Origin of the sequence: Ktedonobacter robiniae, assembly GCF_016587375.1 — a bacterium.
In the GTDB taxonomy this organism is placed as follows: domain Bacteria; phylum Chloroflexota; class Ktedonobacteria; order Ktedonobacterales; family Ktedonobacteraceae; genus Ktedonobacter; species Ktedonobacter robiniae.
The window spans coordinates 3,947,774-3,972,919 of the sequence record NZ_BNJG01000001.1; the positions used below are offsets into that span (position 1 = coordinate 3,947,774).

Below are 25,146 nucleotides of genomic sequence, written 5' to 3' on the forward strand. Positions count from 1 at the left end.
CTCATTCGAGTTGAGCTACTCACATGGTTTTCTTCAGGCTTGATAGTTTGTGCCTGCGGCACTTGCAGGAAGAAGATGTCAGAGTGGCGTCTGGGCCGCGGCCCAGACGCCACTCTGACATCTTCTTCTTAAGGCGAGCTGAGATGAAGGAAAGAGGAATGGCTTAACGATGATAATTGCCCGCTTGCGTAAAAAATATTTTGCGGAAGCCAAGGAAAATGACAATTGCAATCGTCAATTCAATCACAGCCATTCCAATCCAGAGCCAGATGAGATTGAGTCCATGAGGCCCCGTTGGCGAGGACGGATCGATGGCTTGCAGGACGAGCGGGGAGAGAATGCCGAGCGGGATAAAGAACAAGAGTATGCAGCACGCGGCGACAAAGCCCGGCAAGAGGATGCGCCAGAGTCCCGAATCCTGCAAATTCTCGGTCTTGGCGGTTCCATAGGCCTTGCGAGGCTCATTCCCGGCGATTTCTGGCGTCGATGAAACCTTTTGTTGCTCTTTAGCTGGCTCCATTGCCACTTCATTTGTGGTTGAGGTCTTTTCTTCCATAGATACTATCTCCAAAGAACAAGAAATTACTTCTGTCCCTCAGTATATCATACAAAAGCGCCAGGCTAAGCCACGTGGCGTATGGATTAGATATGTCGTTGGACGAAACGTTCGAGCTGGCGACGAACAACAAGGATCAATGCAGGAACGAGCACTGTACTGATCAGCCATTTGCTAACTCCCCGCCCGGCGGACATACGTGACATAAACGGCCCCCTCTGCTTATATGGTCTTAAGATTAGCTCTCTCTTTTGAGCATAGGTGCCTCCACAAGCTGAGGCAATTGAGGAGCGTGAGGATGGTAAATTGAAGACAAAAATTGCTTGACAAATAGCTGCATAGATGTTACTATGACGACGTCAGCAGTTAGGGCGCTTAGCTCAGCGGGAGAGCGCTTCGTTCACACCGAAGAGGTCACTGGTTCGATCCCAGTAGCGCCCATTTTTAAATCCCCTTCTGCAACTATTTTACCTCTTCATCTTTTGCTTGTTCTTCTTTGCGTGGTTACGCTCTCCCATATTTTTCCTAATAATGTTCTTACCTCTTTTTGTGAGCTATATTCTTGTTTTCCTATCCTTTTTGGGCTGTTGCAATTGCTTCCCTCGAATTTATAGCTTATAATAATAGATACACACTACTGGTTTCGGCGGGTTCTTGTCTTCATGCGAGGACTTTCTGACCGTGTTTTGGGCGAGGGTATGCTATGCCAGCATTAGCAGTTACGCTTATGAATGTCCTGCACCTCCAGGTGGTATATCCGCTGGGAGCCGTCTTGCTTGCCGTCTTCTGGATAATCTCTTTCCGCTTAGCGCATCTCCTGGTGCTTTTACTACGGCGGGAGCCTGTGATCGGGTGGGCAATTGGTCCCCTTGGCGTCTCCTTTATGGTCTTGCACAAGCCTTCCGTGTTCTTCACCTGGTTAAACGCGCTTGTCCCGGCACTGGTCTCTGGAAGTGTGCTCTACATTGGCTTCTTTACCCCTCTCAGTCCGTTTATTGTACCTCACCATCCTCTGTTTATCGGACTGGTGGTCTGTTGCGGCGTTCTTGTTAGTAGCACGAGCGATGTTGTGCTTGCCTTGCGTGATTTGCTCTATCCACTTTGGGGCGAGGCACGTATTCTGCGCAATATCCAGATCTTACGGTCCACCTGGGCCAGCATCCATTTCACACCCTATGGTCACTCGTATGTCAATGACCACTTTGGCTCGTCTCCCGCTGATTTATTGAAAGCTTTTTAGTGGTGGTTGCGCAGTTCGTGGGAAGCCGTGCGTGCGGTTGGTGGCAGGGTAAAGTAGAAGGTTGTGCCAATGTGTTGATTATTAGTAAACCAGATACGCCCCCCATGACGCGTAATAATTTCCTTGGTCACAAAGAGACCCAGCCCGATGCCCGAATATTGTTGGGTTGAGGTGTTGTGGACGCGGTAGAAGCGTTCGAAGATGTGGTCGTAGTGCTCGAGACTAACCCCAATGCCCTCATCAATGATACTCACCAGGAACTCCCCCTGCTGTCTTTGCAGGCGTACAGTAACCTTTCCTCCATTGGGGGAGTACTTGATCGCGTTATCCAGAATATTGCCAATGACCTGTCCAATCCGCTTGCGGTCAGCAATGATACGTGTATCGCGTGTCTGAATGTCCAGGTAGAGTGTATGTTGCTCGGCGCTATCCTGGATAGTATGGACATATTCATTGAGCAGGTCGGTCAGGTAAAACTCTTCGTATTGTAGTTGTAGCTGGCCCCATTGAAGTTGTGAGAGATCCAGCAGATCATTGACCAGGCGTTCCAGGTGCTCTGTCTGGCTCTGAATGATGTTCAGGCTGCGCAAGTCATAGCTCTCAGGTGGCTCGGGTGTGGGCAGAGGATTGAGTTGTGGGGGCGTGCCACGTAGCTTGCGCAGGCGTCGTTCAACGCGTCGTACCAGGTGTTGCGTATAGCCTTTGATTGCTGTTAGCGGGGTGCGTAGCTCATGTGAGACGACGGAGACAAACTCATCTTTCAGGCGTTCAACCTGTTTCATCGAGGTCACATCGTTGAGCACGGCCACAATCCCTATCGGAGGAGAAGTGACATCATCTGCGGCATAGAGTGGTGCGGCGCTCACATGGAGCGTCAATGGTACGGTTTCGTCACCTTCGCCAATAAAGAGTTCTTGATTCGTCACCGTTTTCCCTTGCAGGGCTTCTTGAGTGGTATCTGCCAGGCGTTCGAGCCAGGGAACGGCGTTTTCTTTAGCCAGTTCGTGCAGGGGGATGTTGAGTTGAAAATGGACATTCGCCTGTCCAAGCATATGCCTGGCGGACTGATTGAGGGAGGTAACCGCCCCTTCTGCATCGGTGATCAGCAGGCCTTCAGCCATACTACGAATTACCAACTCCAGGCGCTGGCGCTCAAGCTCTGCTTGCCGCCAGAGTGCATTCTCCCGTTCGCGTAGACGCACATTCTCCAGTGCGATAGCGGCATAATCGGCGATCATTGCGGTAAGCTGGAGCAGATTGGTGTCGAAGGCGCCGGGCTGTTCATCAAAGAGGCTAAGTAGTCCGATGATGTGGTTTTCGACCGTTAAAGGAATGTTGAGGCAAGAGCCGACGGTCTCTCCTGAGTCGCCTTTTCGCGCGCGAGGTTGTGCCAGTTCATCGGGGGCATCCAGGTAGGCGGTTGCCGCGAGCTGTTTCTCATCGATATGGGGAAAATCCATGACATGAGCCGCGCTGGTAATCCGGTGAATCATGGCTTCGAGCAAGGGTGTGCTCAGGGGATAGGATGGGATAATGAAGAGCTGGTTGGGAGGGCCTTTGAGCAAGATACAACAGGCAGTGAAACTATAGATCTCTTGTAGGGCTGCAAGCAGGGCACGGTGGACTTGAAAGCGATCAAACGCCGCAACGAAGCGCTTTCCGATAGTATTGAGATATACTATCTCTTCACGGATATGAACCAGGCGATCCGCGTTCTGTCCAGTGGAAGAGCGAATCGCGCCTGCCTGGGATTGCATTTCCGATTGCACGCTGCTCTCCATACTCTTTCCTTGCTGCTACTACAGTTGCCGTAGTTGCTGGGTTACTTCCTCGTGCAGGTGTGGCACAATAAGGTCTCCTGTCAATTCTCGTAAGCCAGCGAAGCATTCGTCAAGAAGGTCATTGAGACCGTTGACGAGCTCGGTTGGAGTGACGCCTGAGAGTTCTTCCTGGATGGCAGATGGATGAATATCGGTATAAGGCCGTTTAATAAGGCACCCGAGGAAGGGATGTTTATCCATAACTCTTTTGGCAGCTCCCTGAACCAGCACGCGCGTGGTCGCTCTCCCCAGATAGGGATAGACCCGCTTGTCAATCAGGCTGATGGCCTTCAGGAATGCCTCAGTAATTTGCTCACGAGAGATGGAAGAGGAGTTGTCAGGTAAGTATGACACTGTTCGCTCCCTTCACCTGTTGAAAAAAACGCTCTCCTTTTTTATTATAGCATAGTTGCCTATATATTGTAAGTGTATGGTACTTACAATGCTTGAGCCGCTTTCTGGCTTATACACAGCCTTTTAGTCTCTTCTGGCTTTTTTTAAATTATGCTATAAAAACATTGATAGATGCACAATGAAAAATGTTGAGACTATTCTTTTGCTGAGGTCGTGGGTGCTACTGTTTTAATGGAATAGTGGCACAAGACGTGTGCTTGACTTCTCGCGCCTGCGGCGCTCGCCTCTGTTCAGAGTGACGCGGGTTGCCAGCCTACGGCTGGCAACCCGCGTCACTCTGAACAGAGGCGAAAACTATTGTGCTATATACTCCGTTGTCTTTGTTAGAAGAGTCCGGTGATGTGTAGTAGGATTACGATGGCGACGATGACCAGGATGAGCAGAAGGGAGAGCACCCAGAAGATGGGGTTTCGCAGGGCCAGCAGGGATGTGCCTGCGCCTGATAGGGCTGGCAGGTTTGAGAGCTGGTCCTGGCCTGCGGCCATCTCAAGAAGGCGTTCGCGTCCCTTCTCAAGCTTGGTGTGTTTCTCCTCGGCCTCTTCCTGAACATCATAGCGATCGCGCTGTTCATCAATCGCGCGGGCAAAGTGCTCGGCGCGAATCTGGAACTGGGTAGTATCCTGGGTGGGAAGCAGGGCCACGCTAGTAGAGCTGGCAGAGGTTGCGTGTAGCGCATCTGTGACATCGGCCGTCGCCGTTGCTTGAGCTGGAACAGCTGCTGGTTGCAGCGTATTGAGTTGGGGCGTGATCCATTCGCGCAGGGCGAGGAGGGCCGCGCGCCGACAGATGGCCTCGATATCCGCGCCACTACGTCCATCGGTGAGACGCGCTAGCTCTTCGCTGGTCACTTCAGAGGCAATGGGTCGACCGCGCAGATGTACATCAAAGATCATGCGGCGCTCGTCTTCGTTGGGATAGCGCAGTTCAACGACCAGGTCAAAGCGTCCCGGGCGCAATATCGCGGGATCGATGAGTTCCGGGCGGTTGGTTGCTGCCAGGACGATGACGCCTTCGCGTCCCTCAATACCATCCATTTCGGTGAGTAGCTGGGCGATCAGGCGGTCGCCGACATTGCCATCCATGCCGCTGCCACGGCGGGGTGCGAGGGCATCGATCTCGTCGAAGAAGACCAGGCAGGGCGCGGCCTGTTTCGCGCGCCTGAAGACCTCGCGTACCCCTTTCTCCGATTCACCAACCCACTTCGAGAGCAGTTCTGGCCCCTTGATGGAGATAAAACTGGCCTCACACTGATTGGCAAGTGCCCGGGCGATCAAGGTTTTACCCGATCCAGGAGGGCCTGCGAGCAAGACGCCGCGTGGTGGCTCGACCTTGGCATTGGCATAGATGTCGGGATAGCGCAGGGGCCACTCGACCCCCTCGGTCAGGTTCTGTTTAATATCCTCCAGGCCACCGATATCATCCCATGATGTTTCGCTGACCTCGACATAGACCTCGCGCGTGGTCGAGGGTTCTATCTCGCGGAGCGCGGCCTGGAAGTCAGCCATGGTAATACTCATGTTGATCAGGGTCTCATAGGGAATATAGCCCCGCTGGTAATCGATATGTGGAAGCACACGTCGCAAGGCGATCATAGCGGCCTCGCGGCAGAGCGCCTCCAGGTCGGCACCTACAAAGCCCGGCGTCAGTTGTGCCAGGCGCGCAAAGTCGATGTCGTTGGCCATGGCGGCATCCCGGCTGTGGATGCTCAGGATCTCTGTGCGCCCGCGTACGTCGGGAACACGCAGGGCGATCTCGCGGTCAAAACGACCAGGGCGGCGAATGGCGGGATCCAGGGCATTGGGCTGGTTGGTCGCGCCAATAAGCACGATCTGGCCGCGAGAGGCTAGACCATCCATCAGGGCCAACAACTGCCCCACGATGCGCCGTTCGACCTCGCCGCCGCTCTCAGCACGTTTAGGCGCCAGGGCATCAAGTTCATCGATGAAGATAATGCTGGGTGCTTGGCGCTGAGCCTCCTGGAAGACTGAACGCAGGCGCGACTCGCTCTCTCCATAGAACTTATTGATAATTTCAGGCCCATTAATGACGAAGAAGGCGGCATTGGTCTCGGCGGCGACGACACGCGCGATCAAGGTTTTGCCGGTTCCGGGAGGGCCATAGAGCAAGACACCCTTGGGCGGCTCGACGCCAAGGCGATCAAAGACGGCGGGATACTTGAGGGGTAGCTCAATCATCTCGCGAATGCGCTGGAGCTCTTTGCCTAAGCCGCCAATATCCTCGTAACTGATAATCCCTGGACCATGATTGGTTGCGCCTCGTGACTGTGCTCGTACCAGTGTTCCTGGTTGGACCAGGACGGCCTCAACATCAGCTGTTGGCTGAGGTGGATCAATCGGGGGCAACTCGCTGGTGGCGCGCTTACGCAGCGCATAAGCGGGCGTGGCTGGCGAGGTGTTGATAATCAGGAACTCGCGTGGCGAGGTTCCCGGCATGCCAATGCGCAGCAGATCGCCAATGGTGACAGGGAGTCCGACCAGGTAGCGGGCGATGTATTGCAGATCGCTCTCCTGGATTGGCGTTCCCGCGCTTAGTGGGAGGAGCGTGATCTTCTCCGCATCACGTACTTTGGCCTTGCGGACCGTCACGCGCTCACCCAGACCAGAGGCGCTATTTTGTCGTACCTGGCTATCCATCTGGATGGTGGGCTGGCCGCGATCAGTGAGTGCGCTGGGGACGACCTTGGCCGCGGTCGTGCGTGACCCGGTAATCATCACGATATCGCCAGGTTTACAGCCCAGGCGCGCAATTTGCGATGGATCGATGCGTGCGACACCTCGCCCGACCTGGAGACCCTCAATCACTGTGAGCTGGAGTACATCACTGCTCGCTTCAGTGACCTCTTGCGCATCAAGGGGCCGCGTTGTCCCGCGGGTAGTGGTTGCCTGCACGGTTGTATGTTCTTGTTCTTTTGGAAGCTTGGTTGTTGTAGTGGTTTGGGGAGCACGATTCTGCTCAGTGCTGCCAGTGTCCTGTGACTCCGCCATAGAATATAAAGCCCTTTCTCAGCCACGAAAATACTCTTGCTTCGTAGACATTCAGATCTCTCTGTAGTAGCTTACGAAAGTGCGCGAAAAAAGTTGAATTGTTTTCTACCGTCTGGTACCAGGAAGGGTTACATAGACAAAATGGGGAGGAGGAGGAAAAGCCGCCAGGAGCGCGAAAGGAGACAGAATGGGCGCTCCTGGTTCTGCTTCCAGGGTCAGCGGCGCGCGTTCCAGAGCGTAGTGTGGGCATCGACGCTTGAGGTGCGTCCAGCCTCGACGATGGTACGACGCAGGAAATAGCCACCTATCAGCACGAGCAGCGAGATGAGTAGACCCTTGCCACCACGCGCCCGCGTGCGCCGTGATTTCTTTCCACCTAGCAGCGTGAGCGATTGAAGAAGCCAGGGAAGCACCAGGCCACCGCCTATCATAAAGCTCCAGAAATGCCGCCCTTGCTCCTGGGGACCAGTGCCGACGAGAGGGCGTGCGGCCCGACCAGAACCGCGTAAGAAGCTAAAGATCTCCAGAGCCTCCAGGCTCATAGCTACCCACTCAATCTTTTCCAGTTTATGCAGAGTCCGCGTAGGCGCGCCTATGACGCGCAAGATAAGCGAGATCAGGGCCGAACTGGTGGAGAGGGCAGAGGTGAGGAAGATTGCCCCCAGGCGCTTATCACGTGACCAGAGGGGAATGCTGGTAGCCGTAAGCAGGACGCCCGAGTAGCTCCCCAGGAAGAAGGCCAGTGCGACACCAGGAAGTGCGAGCAGCTTCTGGGGCAGGGCCGCGAGCGCACGCGCCCCCCACCACTTGCCAAGCAGGCCATCGCGTGCGGCCTGGATGGTCGCGGTTATACTGCTAAAGAGGGAGAAGCCAAGCAGGCACCAGGTCCCCATGGACATGGGTGATTTGACTTTGAAGACGCGCAGCATATGTAAGAAGCGCTCCGGGCGTCCCAGGTCTTTAATTAGAAGTGGTGGACAGGGCAGCAGGGCCAGCAGCGCGAGGTAGTAGCCTGTGCGTACCACCACGCGATCTTCTTTGCTACCAAAAAGCGCAGCAATGCTGGCGAGGGTATAGCAGCCAGCCGCGAGACCTCCAAAGAAGAAGTACCAGATAATCTCGGTACTCCAGAAGGATTTCGTGAGCACGGGATAGTCATAGTAGGTTGGCTCCTGGCTCTCCTTAACTGGATCAGGCTCATACCCAGTCGTCAGCGTGGCCAGGCGCTCAAAGAGCATGTCTGTATCGTTCACTTTCTTTCTCCTGGGGCTCTATCGCTCATCTCTTTGCTGAAAGAAGAGCATACTCGCCAGGCCCAGCACGAGTGCGGCCAGAATCGACCAGAGAGACGCGACTGGTACATTATTCATGGGGCGTGCGGGATTGCGAGGCAGGTTATAGACTTCAGGCTCTTCTAAAAGTAAGAAGAAGGAATTGAGACCACCATCAAGGATCTGGTCATCGACGCCGTAGAGGCGCGCCTCCTTGACCCCGTGCTTCTGTAAGACGCCCAGGCGCTCACGCGCACGCTCCTTGAGCTGCTCGACCTCGCCAAAGGTGATAGAGTCAGTGGGGCAGGCCTTGGCACAGGCAGGCTCCATATCGTCCTTCAGGCGGTCATAGCAGAGAGTGCATTTATGAGCGGTATGGCTTCCGCCATCATCGCGTGCGATCACGCCGAAGGGGCAGGCAACCGTACAGTAGCCACAGCCATTGCAGATATCCTGCTGCACATAGACGGTATCGAACTCGGTGCGGATGATAGCGCCCGTGGGGCAGGCCTCCTGGCAGGGAGCGTTGGCGCAGTGCTTGCAGACATCGCTACGCATAAGCCAGCGCTCATTATTGAAGAAGGGTAGCGCCGTTCCGGGCGGGGTCTCAGGCAGGATACCTTCAAACTTTGCCGCAGCGATTTTATCTTCGAGTGTCTGTACCTCAAAGAGTGGAAGCTCTGGGACAGGTTGTCCAGCATGGCCATTGCTAGTGGGTTCAACGCGGTTGATCTGCTCGATAAACTGCACATGGCGCCAGGTATGCGCGCCAAGGTGCGTCGTGTTATCGTAGCTGGAGCCGCTCCACTGAGCTGGAGGCGGCGTTAACTGGTTCCACTGGCGGCAGGCCACCTCGCAGGCTTTACACCCGATACAGATACTGGTATCGGTAAAAAAGCCCATAGTTGCTTGCTGTGGTGGCGGTGTCTCCTTATGAAGTGGCTTGAACATATTTAAGAGCACAGGCACCCCCGACCGTCGTTTAGCGACGGTAGGTTGGACCTGTGTTGTGTTGAGCGTGGTTTCAACGGCCATTCGATTCCTCCTCTCCTGGGAGGCGTCCCGGACGAATATTACAGGTAAACGCCTTGGCCTCTTCAATACTCACATTGGGTTCAAGCACCATATGAGCCAGGTCATTGGTGATGCTGCCTGTGCTCTTACCCTGGAAGCCCCAGTGGAAGGGCAGGCCAATCTGGTGAATCTGGCGTCCCTGGATGCGCAGGGGGCGCATTCGGCGTGTCACCATGGCGCGGGCCTCGATCTCGCCGCGTGGCGTACTGACGACCAGCCATTCGCCATGCTTGACGCCGCGTTCAGCGGCCAATTCAGGACTGAGTTCCGCGAAGAGTGTGGGCTGAAGCGCGTTAAGCCAGGGCATCCAGCGCGTCATGGGACCACTGACATGGTGCTCGGTTAGGCGATAGGTCGTAATCACGATGGGATAGCGCTCATCGCCAACTGCCGCGAGCGGGTTGCCTGGGCGACCCTTGAAGTACTTGGCGGTTGGATTACTCTGCTGCTTGTAGAGTTTATTATGCACGGGCGACTCAATCGCCTCGTAATGTGTGGGCAGTGGTCCATCCTTGAGGCCAGAGGGAGCGAAGAGCCAGCCTCGCCCATCAGGCTTCATGATAAAGGGATCACTACCGGCAATGGCATCCATCCCCGTGGCGTCAGGGGCCGGAACATAGTCTGGCCGCTTGTTCACAGGAAAGTCGGGGATATCATAACCGGTCCATTGCTGCTTCTCTTCGTCCCACCAGATGTACTTCTTCCGTTCCGACCAGGGACGCCCCTGGGGATCAGCCGAGGCACGGTTATAGAGAATACGACGGTTGGCAGGCCAGGCAAAGCCCCATTCCAGGTTGGTGGGACCGCTAGGTGTGCGGGAGGCCGCGCGGTTCCTCCCTGGCTCGGGATAAACGCCGCTATAGATCCAGGAGCCACAGGCCGTGCTTCCATCGGCCTTGAGTGCCACAAAATTGGGCACGTGAGGCGCGTTATGTAGCTTATATGCGCGCTCATCGGCAGGCTCCTCCTCTTTGGCGGGCTTACGTACGTAGTAGCCGTTGATCTCTTTTAAGACGAGCAGGGCATCGGGTTCATCAAGGATGCGCGAGCCAGGCTCGCGCTCTTCACGCTCATAGTCCCAGAGGAGCGTTTGCAGACCACGATCTCTGGCCTCCTGGCTCTCGGCGTAGAGTTCTCTGAGGCGCTTGCCCAGGTGATAGGCAAACCAGAGATCCGAGCGCGCATCCCCAGGAGGATCAACGGCCTTATCGCGCCACTGCATCAAGCGTTGGGTATTGGTAAAGGAGCCTTCCTTCTCGGTAGAGGCGGCGGCAGGCAGTAAGAAGACCTCGGTCTTGATCTGCGTGGGATCTACCGGCCCTGGACCCTTATACCAGAAAGCGGCGCTCTCCACCTCGTACAGATCGCGCACGACCATCCAGTCAAGCTGCTGCAAGGCTTTACGTTGCAGACGCGCATTGGTGCTGCCCGCGGCTGGATTCTGACCGAAGAGGATATAGCCCTTAACCTTCCCATCCAGCATGGCATAGGTCGTGGCCAGGTGCGAGTGGTCGCCAGTAATCTTGGGGAGGTAGCGATAGCCGCTATCGCTCTCTTGATCAAGGACGGTCTCCTCGCCATACCAGGCGGTGAGCAGGCTCTTGATATAGGCCGGGAAGTTGACCCACCAGCCTGTCTTCTGCCCGGAAGTGGCAATATACTCCTCCAGCGTATTCTGGGCTGGCACATGCGCCGTACTCGGCTGAGCTCCTTCCAGGCGTTCAGAGGTCTGTGTTTGAGGCATGGCCGCTGGCTGAGGCATATAGCCTGCCAACAGGTCATACAGTGTCGGGACGTCAGTAGAACCCTGGATAGAGGCATGTCCGCGCAGAGCTAGAATGCCACCTCCGGGACGCCCAATATTGCCCAGCAGGAGTTGCAGGATGGCTGCCGAGCGAATGATCTGCACGCCCTTGGATTGCTGTGTCCAGCCGACCGCGTAGCAGAGTGCCGTTGTGCGCTCGCGGCCCGAGTTGTGAATGAGTGCCTGGGCCACCTGGAGCCACTGCTCACGGGGAACGCCGCAGACCTCTTCAACCATCTCAGGAGTATAGCGCGCGAAGTGGCGACGCATTATCTGGAAGACACAGTTGGGATGTGCAAGTGTGGGATCTTGTAGGGGCTTGCCATGCTCATCGCGTTGGTAGTCCCAGGATTTCTGGCTGGTGTAGGTCCCACTCTCAGCGTCATAACCGGAGAAGAGTCCATCAAGTTCTTCTGTATCTTGAAAGTCCTCGCGTACCAGCATGGCGGCATTGGTATAGTGCTGCACATACTCCTTAAAGTAGGACTCGCTTTCGAGCACATGACGAATCAGCGCGCCCAGGAAGACGATATCGCTACCCGCGCGAATGGGGAGGTGCAGGTTGGCCAGGGCCGAGGTGCGCGAATAGTGCGGGTCGATATGAATGACCGTCGTACCGCGTTCCTTGGCTTTGACTACATTGGCGAATGCCACCGGATGAGCCTCCGCCATATTGCTGCCCATGATTAAGATGCAATCGCTCTCAACGAGATTCTGCGGGAATGACGTGGCTCCGCCACGTCCATATGTTGTACCCAGACCGGGCACAGTCGAGCTGTGTCATATACGGGCCTGGTTCTCAATTGAGACAATGCCCAGGCCGCCGGAGAGGAGCTTCTTGATCAGATAATTCTCTTCAACATCCAGCGTTGCCCCGCCCAGAGAGGCGATCCCCTGGGTATGATTGACCTCGCGCCCATCAGCGAGGCGTTCGACAAAGGTCTCGTCGCGTGTCTGCTTGACCAGTTGCGCGATGCGCTCCATAGCCCAGTCGAGGGAGACCTCTTCCCAGTGATCGCTGTAGGGCGTGCGGTGAAGAACCCTGGTTAAGCGACTAGGGTTCATGGCGTATTGGAAGGTTGCTGAACCCTTGGGGCAGAGTGTGCCATGATTGATGGGACTTTCGGGGTTGCCCTCGATATCAATAACCTTGCCATCTTTGACATATACATTTAAGCCACAGCCGACTGCACAGTAGGGGCAGACACTATGGACAAGCTTGGCGTCGCGGATACGTGGAGCCTTGCTCAGGCTCTCCTTGCTAAAGGACTTTGTATTTGCGCCAACTTGCAGAAGCTCGGTAAAGGCGGATCGCACCGTCTTTGGCAGAGAAGTATGTTCATCCATCTCAATCATCCTTTGAAAAGCACAAAGCTGCTGCCAGTGGATAGCGTGTGAAAAAAGCGTGATGAAAACGGTGTATAACCAGAGCTATGTTCTTTCTATACGGATTGTAACATAGCTCTGGTTTCGTAACCAGGAAAAAGTCACCTGAATATACCTGCTTATTAGTTGCCAGTGCTCGGAGCAATCGTTTGAGCCTGGCGGCGTGCCAGCACCTGAGCCAGCAGTGGCAAGGCACAACTGACAAGCATCAGTCCCGCCAGGATAAAGAGTGTCGTCTTATAGTCGATGCTGGCAATCAGTAAGGGCCCAACGATACCGCCCGCACTCCAGGCGGTCAGCATCGCGCCATAGATCGTGCCAGAATTTTTCGAGCCAAAGAAGTCCGCCGCGAAGGCAGGCATGGTGCCGAAGCCTCCACCATAGCAGAGACCGATGAGTGAGGCTGGGATAAACAGGAGCGCGATGGCTCCGATAAAGGGTGTCGCCAGGAAGGCCAGAACCTGGACCAGGAAGATAACCAGGAAGGTATATGGGCGTCCAAGCGCGTCGGAGAGCCAGCCCCAGAAGAGCCGTCCCGCCCCATTAAAGATCGAGATGGTAATCACCAGGGTCGAGGCGACACCCGCGCTCACGCCAGTAAACTTCTGTGCCAGGGGAGAGGCTACAGATATGAGCGCTGCTCCCGCGGTCACATTGAGGGCGAGAATGAGCCAGAGCAAGTACCAGCGTGGCGAGCGCAGGGCCTCGCCCAGGGTATAGTTGCGGGCGCTTCCCTCTTCCTGTTGTTTCAATGTGGGAGTCCAACCGGCGGGAGCATAACCCTCAGAGGCGGTACGAAAGAACTGTGCTGCTACAACCACGATGATACAGTAGGCGATGCCCAGAATGATAAAAGTCGTGTTGAGTTTATACGCTGGAAGCAAGAGGTTCGCGGCGATCGGGCCAGTCAGCGCGGCCCCCGCGCCAAAGCCCGCGACCGCCAGCCCTGTAATAAAGCCGCGCCGATCAGGGAACCACTTGATGAGCATCGCGAGCGCCACGATATAGCCCAGACCCAGACCAATACCACCGATAATACCGTAGGTGAGGTAGAGTAGATAGATGTTTGGCGATGCAAACGCCGCGAGTAGAACACCTATGCCATACAGAATTCCTCCCACTGTTGCGATGGCACGTGGCCCAAAACGGCTATTCAAATAACCACCAAAACCGGCGGTAATACCCAGGGCCAGGAGGGTGATACTGAAGGTCAGATTGGCCTGGGCCTGTGAGACCTTGTAGAGACTGATTACAGGCTTGAGGAAGACGCTCCAGGCATAGACTGCTCCTAACGCTAACTGCATACAAAAGGCTGCGATGGCGATGGTCCAGCGGTTGATGCCGGTACCGGGTGCGGTATGACTCATTGAATACTCCTTTGTAGAAACAAATTGAGCATGCCGAGAATATATGGTAGAGACGTTAAGCAAGCACACATGTCCGCTACAAGATGCGAGCAGGAGTGCCTATGCTTGAACGGTCTCAATGCCATCGATGAAGATGCAAAAGTGCGTGTGCAACCATAAGGCGCATCGAGAACGGTTTCCGGGTCAGGAGCCGCACTATATTTGGAATGCGGCACTCTTTTGGCAGCGTTGCCTAAATCTTCGCATTTTTTCGGACAAATGTGTATAGTACTTCGGTACCAATGACACGCAGAGAAGAATGAAGAAACATAAACTCTTCAATTGCCGCTAGAGCAAGCGTATATGATGGGAATCTAGTTTTGTTTTCTAATAATTCTAAGGTTTCTAAGTGTTCCTTCACCTTGCTAAACAAATTCTTATACGTTATACTAGCGACAAATTGATATAAAGAGATACGGCCGATTCCGGCGTTAGATAGTTTTGGTAGTTTTTTAGCCCGTTTAGTAAGCACAATAAGCACAGTAATCACAGCGATCACAGAGTCAATCACAGAGTATAGAAGGGTCTAGCGTCTGCATGGAAATGCCTCCAAAGAATAACCGCGAAACGAGAAAATCAAACCCACAAAGTTCAGCCCAGAAGGCAGCACGAAAGAAGAATGCCATCTTGCGTTATAGCCTGGCGGGTTCGTTAATTGTTGTCGGTATTATCTTGTTAGGAGTGGCGCTGGCACGCCTGGCTGGTGTTAGCTTTGGTGCGTCAACCGTCCAAGAGAAACCGATTAGCGCCGTATTGACCATGGCGCAGCAGCATAAGCTGAAGTCGGTCTCGCTTAGTGGCAATGACGTTACCGCGACAGCCGCTGATGGCACACAGATCCACGCGGTCAAAGAAGAGGGTCAGCCTGTCACGCCTTTCTTTACCCAAAATGGCGTCACGGTTGATGTTCAGGATCCGCAGAGTGGTCAGTGGGTGCAGGGACTTGAGGCTCTGGTGTTGATTCTCCTGGTTGTTGGTTCCATGGTGTTCTTCATGCGCCGCAGTGGTGGTATGGGTGGTCAGGCAGCTCCCTTTGCACGCTCGAAGGCGAAACGTTTTAGCGAGTCTCGTCCGTCGATCCTCTTCAAGGATGTCGCTGGCGTTGAAGAGGCCAAGATGGAGCTGCAAGAGATTGTAGAATTCCTCAAGCATCCTGCCCGCTTTACTCAGATGGGTGCGCGTACCCCGAAGGGCGTCTTGCTGGTTGGTGCTCCAGGCACAGGTAAAACGCTTATTTCGCGAGCGGTCGCCGGCGAGGCTGGAGTCTCTTTCTACAGCGTCAGCGGTTCTGAGTTCGTTGAGATGTTTGTTGGTGTAGGTGCGGCGCGTGTACGCGACCTCTTCAAAGAGGCCAAAGACCATTCCCCATGTATCATCTTCATTGACGAGATCGACGCCGTTGGTCGCCAGCGTACCAATTCAGGTATGACCGGCAATGATGAGCGTGAGCAGACCCTGAACCAGTTGCTTGTTGAGATGGATGGCTTTGATAAAGAGACCAACATTGTGGTGATTGCTGCCACGAACCGCCCTGATGTGCTTGATCCCGCGCTGCTGCGTCCTGGCCGCTTTGACCGTCGTGTGATGCTTGATAAGCCTGACATTCGTGGCCGCCTGGCGATCCTGAATGTGCATGCCAAGGGCAAGCCCATGGCGCAGGGCGTCCTGATGGAAGACCTGGCACGCCAGACCGCTGGCTTCTCTGGTGCCGACCTGGCGAACCTCTTGAACGAGGCCGCTCTTCTCGCCGCGCGTAATGGCCTGACCGAGATTCAGAAGCCCCATCTTGATGAGTCCATTCTGCGTGTGATGGCTGGTCCTGAGCGTAAGAGCCGTGTGATCACCGAGGCTGAGAAATCCATCATTGCGTACCACGAGGTTGGACACGCCATCGTTATGCGCTCGGTCCCAGGTGCGGACCCCGTGCAGAAGGTTTCCGCCATCGCTCGTGGCATGGCCCTGGGTATTACGGTTCAGGCCCCTGCCGAGGATCGCTACCTCTTGCGCCGTTCGGAATTGCTTGCTAAGATGGCAGGTGCCATGGGTGGACGTGCCGCTGAAGAGATTATCTTCGGTGATATCACCACCGGTGCGAGCCAGGATATTGAGTATGTAACCGGTATCGCGCGGCGCATGGTCTGTGAATTTGGCATGACGCCTCTGGGCAATGTAGCGCTCAAGGCTGATGCCGATGGCACAAGCCCATTTAGCGCCGAGACCGCAGCCAAGATCGACGCCGAGGTCTCCATGCTGGTCAACCAGGCCTATGCTACAGCGCTCGACATCCTGCGCGAGAAGAAAGAGAAGTTGATCGAGATCTCAGAGCACCTGATCCAGGTTGAGACCATCGATGGTGCGGAACTGGACTCGATGTTATTCGCCGCATAATCAGGATTATATGACACGAACATTCATTGCCCTTGAAATGAATGATGCTCAGCAGCGCCACCTGTCGGAGGTAATCCGGCAGGTGGCGCTGTCTTTTCCCGGCATTCGCTGGGTCAATCCCGAGAGCATCCACCTGACCTTAGCCTTCCTGGGAGAGCTTGATGACGAGCGCCTGGAGAAGGCGATTGAGGCCGCACAGGAAGCTGCCCAGCAGGCGGTACCATTCAGTTACCGTTTGACGCAATTAGGGGCCTTTGGCCCCCTCACGCTCCCCGCGTCATCTGGATGGGGATTGAGGAGCCAACGGGCAAACTTGAGCGCGTCTACCGGGCGCTGAACCGCGAACTCCGCGCGCAGCGCTTTGAAGTGGAACGGCGGCCCTTCTCGCCACACTTGACGCTAGCGCGTGTCAAGACGCCCCTTGATCCTGTTGCGCAGCAGGACTTGCAAGCCTTGTTACAGAGCAAGCAACAGGGCCTGACCACGAATGAAGCGTACGCGATTACAAGCCTGCACGTCATGAAAAGCGAGCTCTCACGTGGTGGCGCGCAGTATACCCTCCTGAGAGAGTGCCAGTTTCAGCGTTAGGGCTATGATGCGCTACTTACGTACGTGCACACTGGTCGACATGGTGAAGGATGGCAGGCGTTTCGTTGGGGCTCATCGATCACGCATGAACCACGTAGGCGCGCGCGTAAGTAGCGCATCATACTTCACGGAGACGCGTAAAACCCATTACGCTGGTGGCGGCGATGATAAGGCCGCAGGTGGCGATGGCCTGGGGAACAGTGAGATAGGCATAGAGCAGAGCCGCCAGCATAGGACCGAGAATGCTGCCCAGCGAGGAGGTCATGTCGTAGAGGCTGTAGACTTTGCCGATATGCTGTGAGGGCAGCTCGGTCTGCATCATAATCGCCAAAGGAATGTCTCCCATTGGTCCACCGGTCGCCGCCAGGGCCGCGCCAAACATGGCCATTGCCAGGCTGGGCTGGCTGATCATCAGGATGAAACCACCGCCAACGATGAGGCGCCCAAGCAGCATAACTCTCACTGGGCGCCGTAAGGGCAGACTCCCAATAAGAAGATTGCTGACGACATTTCCCGCTCCGTAGGCGGCAACAATCAAGCCGTAGGCGCTGACTGTCCCTTTGAGCACCTGTGAGGCGAAGAGCGGGATGCCGATGATGAAGCCTGCGCTCCAGGCCATTGAGATGAAACCACTGGCAAAGATGGTCCAGGCGATAGGCCTATGCCCACGAATGGCCTGGAGTGCCTTCCGGATATCCAATACAAGGCCGCCCAGACCTTTGCTTGTGTGCTGCGTGCTCTCTGAGGCTTTCCAGGCGAAGTGACGACCCATAAGCAAGATGGCTCCCGCTGAAATGAGAAAGCTGAAGGCGTCTATGGTAAAAAACTGGCTTAACGGGAGAAACGTGATTAGAAGTGCCGCCAGGCTGGGGCCAAACGTACGTGCCAGGCGTCGCGTGATATCCATCAGGCCATTTGTGGCCTGGAGCATTACTTTGTCTGGGACCAGGGCGGGAAGGCTTGCCTGTAGGGCAGGGTTAAAGAAGGCTCCCAGGCTGCCTACCAGTATCGCCACGAGTGTAAGTTCCCAGAGCGCAAGTGGACCGTAGAGTGCCAGGAGCGGAAGTGTGCCCACAGCCAGGGCACGCAGAATGTCAACTGTGAGCATCGTATAACGGCGATTCCAGCGATCCGCATAAATGCCTCCTAAGATCCCGAATAGCAGCGCTGCCGCCGCTTCTACGCCTGCAATGAAGATACCTCCCTGACTGCCAGCAATTTTGATAGCTAGCCAGAGCATCGCGATTTGATAGAAGAAATCTCCCATTGCTGAGAGCACCTGCCCCGACCAGAGCAGAGCCAGGTGAGGAAGTCGTAAGACTCGAAGAAAACGCATGGCAATATATCTATCCTTGATTGTGATGTGCAAAGTATAGTGCGCGCGTATGATATTATTCAATCTGATAGCGATAATACCTGCTATCGAATTTTTCTATGGCTGAAGTGGGCTTGCAAGATGGATTATGAGCAGCTACTTACCTTTGAGCGCATTGTACGCGAGGGCAGTTTTAGCAAAGCGGCCCGTTCGCTTAATATTGCCCAACCAACAATTAGCGCCCGTATCCAGGCCCTGGAAGCAGCGGTTGGCGGAGCGCTTTTTCGCCGAGGGGGGCGCTCAGTTTCCTTAACTGAGCGGGGAGCGAGTTTTCTTCCCTATGCCCAGCAAGCCCTGACGATTCTTGCTGAAGGCGTAGAGACGGCGCGCTTGACGCAATCGGGGCAACGAGGACGCGTCACACTCGCGACAATGCAATCGCTCTCGGGAAGCTTTCTGGGTTCGGCCATTGCCAGTTTTTATCGTGCTCATCCGCAGGTTGACCTCGCTGTGCATATCGCTCATAGCCATGAGATCATCGCGATGCTCATCGATGGTATCGTAAAGCTAGGGCTGATTGGCTATCCCTTTCACAATCATAATCTGCGCATCCTCTTGCGGCTACGCGAATCCCTGGACCTGATATTGCCGGTGACGCATCCATTGGCGAGTCAGAAAGAGGTAACAATCGAACAATTACAGCGTGCTGGTTCACCCTTCTTATTTGCAAAGTGGAATGCGTCTATTGATATGCTGATGCAACAAGTTGCCGTTCCTGGTCAGCCCATGCTGGAGGTGCCTTTCAATGCAGCACGTCATCTGCTGTTAGAGGGCATTGGAATAGCATTCCTTACGCGTGCTTCAGTAGAGGAGGAGCTGCGCACTGAGCGCCTTGTTTCTATGCGTGTGAGTGATGGACCAGCTTTATATCGCGAGAGTGCGCTGGTATGCCTGGCGCATGATGAGCCACCTTCGGCAGCAGTGCGAGACTTTGTACGTACTCTAACTGCCGAGGCTGCGAACTCCTCCGCCTTTAGCGCTATCCATCAGGATAAGAAGCTATGGTCTGAAGCGTGAAATTTTTGTGTGTCCACCTTGAGCTATGGGCAATCTATCTGTATGATTGGTCTTTGGACTGTGCAATCTATCTATACTGTGTAGGGGGCCTGGAAATGACATGGAAGGGGGTTGACAAGAGTTAGTAGTTAGGGTATCCTCCACAATAAGTAAATGACACAGGTCACACGCACTGGCGAGGTTGCTATGCGCAGTGACTTTACTGTGTGCGTTATTGTTACACGAGACGTTGCTATTGGCAGGCATGGCCTTGCTAAAGATGTACAAACTTTGTAAAAGCGAAGCGGAGAGAAGATAATGGCAGCGACATACACAGCGCAGATGCGGTCAGCAATGTTTGCTGACAAATGCCACGCTCGTAGTATGTCCAGTATGCCTGAAGCGATGTCTGCTGCGTCTCAGTGTGCTGCTCAAATGAACGCGAAGAAGAGCACTGCTTCTAAAACCGACGTAATCTACACGTCGGTTTTTTTGTTGGCTGTGGTCCTTCTGACTTCCGTATTCTTCATTAACGTTGTATTCTTGCTTAGCTTGCTTGGCCTTATTAGCCTTATTGTACTTCTCCTTAGCAGCCTTACCGGACTGAACGGGTTTGCGAGTCTGGTAGGGCAGAGTAAGAAGCGAGCCACGAGAATTGCAATGGGAGATTAACGGGAGCAACGAAGCGACCAATCCAAAGAAGGTAACCTGATGAGGGCCTCCCTGGTGGAGGCCCTTTTTTTGTTATCTTTGAAAACTGCTGCGGAGGAATTATGGCAATCGCGACCAATATTATGCAGGAAGCAGGAAACACCCGCGAACGAAACGCCGGGGCACGCGAGCTGACCGGAAGCCAGATTGTGTGTGAGGCACTCGTCCGCGAAGGTGTGGATTTTATCTACGGTTATCCCGGTGGCGCTATTATACCCTTCTATGATGCGCTGTCCTCTTATCCCGCCTTACATCATGTACTGGTACGTCATGAACAGGCGGCGTCGCATGCCGCTGATGGCTATGCGCGCGCGACCGGCAAGGTAGGCGTGTGTGCCGCCACGAGTGGTCCAGGCGCGACAAATCTGGTCACAGGCTTAGCGACAGCCTTTATGGATTCAACCCCTATGGTGGCAATTACAGGCCAGGTGGCGCGTACCTTTATTGGGCGCGACGCTTTCCAGGAAACTGATATCATCGGCATCACCCAGCCAATTACCAAGCATAGCTACCAGATTCAGCGTATCGAAGAGATCGCTCCCACGATTCACGAAGCCTTTCGTGTGGCGCGGAGTGGCCGCCCTGGTCCTGTGCTGGTAGATATTCCCAAGGATATTCAGCAGGGCAAGGGCTGGTATGATCCCACGCAATATCAAACCTCAGAGGAGCAACTACGCGAAGAGCGGGAGCGGCTCGAGCGCCCGGCTCCTCGCTTGATTGTCCATGCCATCGAACTGCTCGCCTCCGCCCGGAAGCCCCTCATTATGGCAGGTCATGGTGTCATCCTATCGAGCGCCTACAAAGAGCTGAAGGCCTTTGCCGAGAAGGCCGACTTACCTGTGATCACCACGCTTCTAGGGCAGAGTGCCTTTCCTGAGGATCATCCTTTGCACCTGGGTATGCCAGGCATGCACGGCCCGGCGCACGCCAATCGCGCTATTAGCGAGGCCGATGTCATCGTTGGCGTTGGTTTGCGCTTCGACGACCGGGTGACCGGGAAGGTAGCCGAGTTCGCGCCTAAAGCTCGCATTATTCACATCGATATCGATCCCTCGGAGATGCACAAGGTCAAAATCGCGACTGTACCCATTGTGGCGGACGCACGTATCGCCCTGGAGGCTCTGGCAGAAGCGGTTCAGCCCGCAGATCACCAGGAGTGGCGGCGCGAGATCCGTTCGTGGCAGGGCGAGAGCGAGTCACGCACCGGTGTTGGTCAGTGGAACCCTGCCTTCCCCAGTCCCATAGACATCCTGGGAGAGATACGCAAGCAGACCGATGGCAACGCCATTATCGTTACCGATGTCGGACAGCACCAGATGTGGACGGCCCGCCACTACACCTGGACGCGCCCCAATAGCCACATCACCTCCGGCGGACTTGGTACTATGGGCTTCGCCCTTCCCGCCGCGATGGGTGTGAAGATGGGTATGCCGGACGACTTGGTGTGGGCTATCGCTGGTGATGGCGGCATCCAGATGAATATCCAGGAGCTGGCGACACTTCAGCAGGAGCGTGTTCCTGTTAAAGTCGTCATCATGAACAATGGCTACCTGGGCATGGTGCGCCAGTGGCAACAATTCTTCCATTCGCGCAACTATTCCGAGACGCCCATCACGGGTCCAGACTATCTCAAGCTGGCAGAGGCGTACGGGGTGACAGGTATCCGCGTCACAAAAAAGGAAGAGGTAGCCGCCGCGATTCAGCGCGCCATTGAGACACCGGGAACCGTGATTGTCGAGTGTATTATCGAAGCCGAGGCCTGTGTCTATCCCATGGTTGCCCCTGGATCGGCTATCACCAGTATGATCGAAGAGAGTGAAAGGAGTGCCTAAGATGCTGGCAGCGCCAATGTCTAATTTTTCAGCAAGCGGCCCTGCCGCACGTGCAGGCCAATCGGAGAAGGCACGCGAAACCGTCCAGGCACATACGCTCATCGCCCTGGTCCAGGATCGTACCGGCGCCGTTGACCGGGTGGTTGGCCTGATGCGGCGGCGACGCGCGAATATGCAGACGCTTGTCCTGGGTCGTAGCGAGGTTGATGACGTGGTACGCGTCACCGTCAGCGTTGACGACTCTGAAGTGGCGGTTGAGCACCTGATTGAGCAACTGCGCAAGATTCTGGACGTGCGCAACGTCATCAACATTCCAGAGCAAGAGGCCATTTCGCGTGAGCTGGCGCTGATCAAAGTCGCCTATACGCCCGCGCAAAAGGCCGAAATCTTTGAGATCGCGCAACTTTTTAGTGCGCATGTCGTCGACGTGGCTGCGGAGACCATGACCCTTGAGATTAGCGGCAGTACAGCCAGGGTCGAGAAATGCGTTGCGCAGTTGCACCCATATGGCATTCGTGAAGTGGCCCGTTCGGGACGCGTCACGATGGCACGTGGCACCAACGACTAGGTGCCATGCGCGCCTGGCCTCTGACGAGCGACCAGCAGCCAGACTTCTATCTTTATTGACATACAGAGCCCACATTACCTTTTTATACGAAACCAACCCCCATTCGGGGCATAGCGCCACTTACGTGGCTAGCGCTTCGCGCTCAGGTTTCCGATAGGCAGTACATAGAAATTATCAATGAGGAGTGAAACACTATCATGGCAGCAACTATTTACTACGATTCCGACGCAAATCTCGATTTCATCCAGCAGAAACGCATCGCCGTCATTGGTTATGGTAGCCAGGGCCACGCGCATGCGCTCAATATGCGAGATAGCGGATGCGAGGTCGTCATTGGCCTGCCCAGCGGGAGCAAGAGTCGCGCCAAGGCCGAGGCCGAGGGCCTGCGCGTAATGACCCCGGCTGAGGCCTCTGCCTACGCGGATGTGATCATGATCTTGATCCCTGACCAGCATCACCGCGAAGTCTTTGAGCGCGACATTCGTCCCGGCCTGGCTGCCGGCAAGATGATCCTGGTTGCACATGGCTTTAGCCTGCATTATGGCCAGATCGTTCCCCCCGCCGATGTCGATGTTGCTATGGTTGCTCCCAAAGGACCAGGCCATATGGTACGTCGCCTCTATGTTGATGGCGCGGGTATCCCCGGCCTCTGGGCGGTTCACCAGGATGCGAGTGGACAGGCAGAGGCGCTGACCCTGGCCTATGCACGCGCCATTGGCTGCACGCGCGCGGGCGTTCTGCATACTACCTTCAAGGAAGAGACCGAGACCGATCTCTTTGGCGAGCAGGCCGTGCTGTGTGGTGGCGTTACCGAACTGATGCGCGCGGGTTTTGAGACCCTGGTCGAGGCTGGTTACCAGCCAGAGTCGGCCTATTTTGAGTGTCTGCACGAGATGAAGCTCATCGTCGACCTGATCTACGAAGGTGGCATGAACTACATGCGCTACTCCATCAGCGATACTGCTGAGTACGGCGATTATATCACCGGCCCCCGCCTGATTAATCAGCAGGTGCGCGCTGAGATGAAGAATGTGTTGAAAGATATTCAGGACGGCACTTTTGCCACACGCTGGATTCAAGAGAACCAGGCTGGCCGCCCTGCCTTTATGGCCATGCGCCGTAGGAACAGCGAGACCCAGCTAGAGCAGGTCGGCAAAGAGCTGCGCTCGATGATGCCCTGGCTCTCCTCGAAGGAGAAAGCGTCTGAGCAACAGGCGGGGCCAAAGGCGGAAGTCGAGACCAAGAGGTAGCAGCAAGGTTGCTGCACGACCTCGCGAAGTGAGCTGAAGAAAGGGAGACACTGCACCATGGAAGCTTCTGAGGTAGTAAAGATTTTCGACACCACCCTGCGTGACGGTGAGCAGTCGCCAGGGGCAACGATGACAATTGAAGAGAAGTTGCAAGTAGCGGAGCAGCTCGTTGCGCTTCGGGTAGATTGTATTGAGGCAGGCTTTCCCGCGGCCTCCCCTGATGATCTTGCCGCGGTCCGTGAGATCGCGCGCCGGACGAAAGGGGTCGCGGTAGCCGCGCTTGCGCGTGCCACGGCAGGCGATATCGACGTGGCCTGGGATGCCATTCGCGAGGCCGAGCGTCCCGTGATTCATGTCTTTCTTGCTACCTCAGATATCCATCTTCAGCACAAGCTGAACATCAGTCGCGAAGAAGCCTTGCAGCGCGTAAAAACTATGGTAGCGCGCGCCCGTGCTTACTGCCCGACCGTCGAGTTCTCCGCGGAGGATGCCACACGCAGCGACCGCGACTTCCTCTGTCAGGTATTTGACGTGGCGATCAAAGCTGGAGCAAGTATTATTAACGTGCCTGATACCGTGGGTTATACCACGCCGGGCGAGTACGAAGCGCTCTTCCATTATGTGCGTGCACATGTACCGGGCATTGAGCAGGTCACCTTGAGCGCCCATTGCCACGATGACCTGGGCATGGCCACGGCTAATACCCTGGCGGCAATTCGGGCTGGCGCACGCCAGGTCGAGGTTACGATCAATGGCATCGGTGAGCGCGCGGGTAACACAGCTCTGGAAGAGGTCGTCATGGCATTGCGCACGCGTCCAGAAGCCTTCGGGGTCGAGACACGTGTGCAGGCTGAACAGCTATTGGACGCCAGTCGCGTGGTCAGTCGCGTCACTGGACTGCCGGTCCAGCCAAACAAAGCGATTGTCGGCCTTAACGCCTTCGCGCACGAAGCGGGTATCCACCAGGATGGAGTCCTCAAGCATGCCCTGACGTACGAGATTATGACGCCTCAGTCAGTAGGCTGGGGCGACACGAATCTGGTGCTGGGCAAGCACTCGGGGCGACACGGTCTGGATGCGCGTTTGCGTAAACTGGGATACAGGCTCTCGGCGGAGCAGCTTAAGTATGCATACAAGAGCTTTATCGCGATGGCTGAGCGGCAGAAAACCGTGGTGGATCATGACCTGGTCTATATCGCAGAGTGCATGCAAGAAACCCCCTCGGCGGTGTAGCATATATTGCTCTATGGTTGTGATTGTAACGTCTGTGAGTGCCGAGGCGTGAATACGTTTCGGCACTTTTTTCTATTATCACGGAGGAATATACGCATAATTGTGTAAAAGTATTGGCACCATAACATGCTACTTATGTAGATCTTTGATATGACTTTTGTACTGATATTGTCATTTATATTGTAAAACATGGTAGAATAGCCGAGAAGGCGAAAAGGAGAAACGCGAT

18 protein-coding genes and 1 tRNA gene are annotated in these 25,146 nt (G+C 55.2%); 10 read left to right on the top strand and 9 right to left on the bottom strand.

Going from position 1 to position 25,146, the window contains the following annotated elements:
- Positions 1-163: 163 nt before the first annotated feature.
- Entirely contained in the window at positions 164-556 is a 393-nt protein-coding gene (locus tag JMJ04_RS16460) for a hypothetical protein (RefSeq protein ID WP_201371541.1), read from the bottom strand.
- Positions 557-925: 369 nt separating this feature from the next.
- On the opposite strand from JMJ04_RS16460, the gene JMJ04_RS16465 reads away from it, so the two are divergent.
- Together JMJ04_RS16465 and JMJ04_RS16470 are read left to right on the top strand one after the other, a co-directional pair.
- A tRNA-Val gene (locus tag JMJ04_RS16465) sits at positions 926-997 on the top strand.
- Between the two features lie 262 nt (positions 998-1,259).
- On the top strand, positions 1,260-1,796 hold the full coding sequence (locus tag JMJ04_RS16470) for a hypothetical protein (RefSeq protein ID WP_201371542.1): 537 nt from the start codon (positions 1,260-1,262) through the stop codon (positions 1,794-1,796).
- Here JMJ04_RS16470 and JMJ04_RS16475 read toward each other — a convergent pair.
- From JMJ04_RS16475 to JMJ04_RS16510, 7 genes are all read right to left on the bottom strand, one after another.
- Positions 1,793-3,565, bottom strand: coding sequence for an ATP-binding protein (locus tag JMJ04_RS16475; RefSeq protein ID WP_201371543.1), 1,773 nt, complete (start codon positions 3,563-3,565; stop codon positions 1,793-1,795). The genes JMJ04_RS16470 and JMJ04_RS16475 overlap by 4 nt on opposite strands.
- 30 nt (positions 3,566-3,595) lie before the next feature.
- Positions 3,596-3,970 (bottom strand): hypothetical protein, encoded by a 375-nt coding sequence (locus JMJ04_RS16480; RefSeq protein ID WP_201371544.1) that lies wholly within the window; start codon positions 3,968-3,970, stop codon positions 3,596-3,598.
- A gap of 383 nt (positions 3,971-4,353) precedes the next feature.
- Positions 4,354-7,035, bottom strand: coding sequence for a CDC48 family AAA ATPase (locus JMJ04_RS16485; protein ID WP_201371545.1), 2,682 nt, complete (start codon positions 7,033-7,035; stop codon positions 4,354-4,356).
- Positions 7,036-7,250: 215 nt separating this feature from the next.
- On the bottom strand, positions 7,251-8,288 hold the full coding sequence (nrfD, locus tag JMJ04_RS16490) for an NrfD/PsrC family molybdoenzyme membrane anchor subunit (protein ID WP_201371546.1): 1,038 nt from the start codon (positions 8,286-8,288) through the stop codon (positions 7,251-7,253).
- Between the two features lie 18 nt (positions 8,289-8,306).
- Positions 8,307-9,341: a 4Fe-4S dicluster domain-containing protein gene (locus JMJ04_RS16495; protein ID WP_201371547.1), complete on the bottom strand. Its 1,035-nt coding sequence runs from the start codon at positions 9,339-9,341 to the stop codon at positions 8,307-8,309.
- Positions 9,331-12,531: a formate dehydrogenase-N subunit alpha gene (gene fdnG / locus JMJ04_RS16500; RefSeq protein ID WP_307811688.1), complete on the bottom strand. Its 3,201-nt coding sequence runs from the start codon at positions 12,529-12,531 to the stop codon at positions 9,331-9,333. The genes JMJ04_RS16495 and fdnG overlap by 11 nt, the downstream gene beginning before the upstream one ends.
- Before the next feature lie 161 nt (positions 12,532-12,692).
- Complete coding sequence (locus tag JMJ04_RS16510) at positions 12,693-13,937, bottom strand: L-lactate MFS transporter (RefSeq protein WP_201371550.1); 1,245 nt, start codon at positions 13,935-13,937, stop codon at positions 12,693-12,695.
- A gap of 576 nt (positions 13,938-14,513) precedes the next feature.
- Here JMJ04_RS16510 and ftsH point away from each other — a divergent pair.
- The 3 genes from ftsH to JMJ04_RS48035 are packed head-to-tail and all read left to right on the top strand — an operon-like array spanning position 14,514 to position 16,952.
- Positions 14,514-16,364: an ATP-dependent zinc metalloprotease FtsH gene (gene ftsH, locus JMJ04_RS16515; RefSeq protein ID WP_201371551.1), complete on the top strand. Its 1,851-nt coding sequence runs from the start codon at positions 14,514-14,516 to the stop codon at positions 16,362-16,364.
- 10 nt (positions 16,365-16,374) lie between these two features.
- Positions 16,375-16,701, top strand: coding sequence for an RNA 2',3'-cyclic phosphodiesterase (thpR, locus tag JMJ04_RS48030; RefSeq protein WP_201371552.1), 327 nt, complete (start codon positions 16,375-16,377; stop codon positions 16,699-16,701).
- Positions 16,650-16,952 carry a 2'-5' RNA ligase family protein gene (locus tag JMJ04_RS48035; protein ID WP_201371553.1) on the top strand — a complete coding sequence of 101 codons (303 nt, stop codon included), beginning with the start codon at positions 16,650-16,652 and terminating at the stop codon, positions 16,950-16,952. The genes thpR and JMJ04_RS48035 overlap by 52 nt, the downstream gene beginning before the upstream one ends.
- A 118-nt stretch (positions 16,953-17,070) precedes the next feature.
- Here JMJ04_RS48035 and JMJ04_RS16530 read toward each other — a convergent pair whose 3' ends face one another.
- Positions 17,071-18,288, bottom strand: coding sequence for an MFS transporter (locus tag JMJ04_RS16530; protein WP_201371554.1), 1,218 nt, complete (start codon positions 18,286-18,288; stop codon positions 17,071-17,073).
- 120 nt (positions 18,289-18,408) lie between these two features.
- On the opposite strand from JMJ04_RS16530, the gene JMJ04_RS16535 reads away from it, so the two are divergent.
- The 5 genes from JMJ04_RS16535 to JMJ04_RS16555 all read left to right on the top strand — a co-directional run bounded on the left by JMJ04_RS16535 (position 18,409) and on the right by JMJ04_RS16555 (position 24,917).
- Positions 18,409-19,344 carry a LysR family transcriptional regulator gene (locus JMJ04_RS16535; protein WP_201371555.1) on the top strand — a complete coding sequence of 312 codons (936 nt, stop codon included), beginning with the start codon at positions 18,409-18,411 and terminating at the stop codon, positions 19,342-19,344.
- A 773-nt stretch (positions 19,345-20,117) separates the two neighbouring features.
- Positions 20,118-21,866, top strand: coding sequence for a biosynthetic-type acetolactate synthase large subunit (ilvB, locus tag JMJ04_RS16540; RefSeq protein ID WP_201372380.1), 1,749 nt, complete (start codon positions 20,118-20,120; stop codon positions 21,864-21,866).
- Between the two features lies 1 nt (position 21,867).
- The gene (ilvN, locus tag JMJ04_RS16545) at positions 21,868-22,434 is read left to right on the top strand and encodes an acetolactate synthase small subunit (protein ID WP_201371556.1); all 567 of its coding nucleotides are present in this window, start codon (positions 21,868-21,870) and stop codon (positions 22,432-22,434) included.
- 197 nt (positions 22,435-22,631) lie between these two features.
- Positions 22,632-23,684: a ketol-acid reductoisomerase gene (gene ilvC, locus JMJ04_RS16550; RefSeq protein ID WP_201371557.1), complete on the top strand. Its 1,053-nt coding sequence runs from the start codon at positions 22,632-22,634 to the stop codon at positions 23,682-23,684.
- Between the two features lie 57 nt (positions 23,685-23,741).
- The gene (locus tag JMJ04_RS16555) at positions 23,742-24,917 is read left to right on the top strand and encodes a 2-isopropylmalate synthase (RefSeq protein WP_201371558.1); all 1,176 of its coding nucleotides are present in this window, start codon (positions 23,742-23,744) and stop codon (positions 24,915-24,917) included.
- Positions 24,918-25,146: the final 229 nt, after the last annotated feature.

Coding starts and splice junctions, on each gene's coding strand:
- JMJ04_RS16460 (WP_201371541.1), bottom strand. CDS start 556: ATGGAAGAAAAGACCTCAACCACAAATGAAGTGGCAATGGAGCCAGCT.
- JMJ04_RS16470 (WP_201371542.1), top strand. CDS start 1,260: ATGCCAGCATTAGCAGTTACGCTTATGAATGTCCTGCACCTCCAGGTG.
- JMJ04_RS16485 (WP_201371545.1), bottom strand. CDS start 7,035: ATGGCGGAGTCACAGGACACTGGCAGCACTGAGCAGAATCGTGCTCCC.
- JMJ04_RS16495 (WP_201371547.1), bottom strand. CDS start 9,341: ATGGCCGTTGAAACCACGCTCAACACAACACAGGTCCAACCTACCGTC.
- JMJ04_RS16510 (WP_201371550.1), bottom strand. CDS start 13,937: ATGAGTCATACCGCACCCGGTACCGGCATCAACCGCTGGACCATCGCC.
- ftsH (WP_201371551.1), top strand. CDS start 14,514: ATGGAAATGCCTCCAAAGAATAACCGCGAAACGAGAAAATCAAACCCA.
- thpR (WP_201371552.1), top strand. CDS start 16,375: ATGACACGAACATTCATTGCCCTTGAAATGAATGATGCTCAGCAGCGC.
- JMJ04_RS48035 (WP_201371553.1), top strand. CDS start 16,650: ATGGGGATTGAGGAGCCAACGGGCAAACTTGAGCGCGTCTACCGGGCG.
- JMJ04_RS16530 (WP_201371554.1), bottom strand. CDS start 18,288: ATGCGTTTTCTTCGAGTCTTACGACTTCCTCACCTGGCTCTGCTCTGG.
- JMJ04_RS16535 (WP_201371555.1), top strand. CDS start 18,409: ATGGATTATGAGCAGCTACTTACCTTTGAGCGCATTGTACGCGAGGGC.
- ilvB (WP_201372380.1), top strand. CDS start 20,118: ATGCAGGAAGCAGGAAACACCCGCGAACGAAACGCCGGGGCACGCGAG.
- ilvN (WP_201371556.1), top strand. CDS start 21,868: ATGCTGGCAGCGCCAATGTCTAATTTTTCAGCAAGCGGCCCTGCCGCA.
- ilvC (WP_201371557.1), top strand. CDS start 22,632: ATGGCAGCAACTATTTACTACGATTCCGACGCAAATCTCGATTTCATC.
- JMJ04_RS16555 (WP_201371558.1), top strand. CDS start 23,742: ATGGAAGCTTCTGAGGTAGTAAAGATTTTCGACACCACCCTGCGTGAC.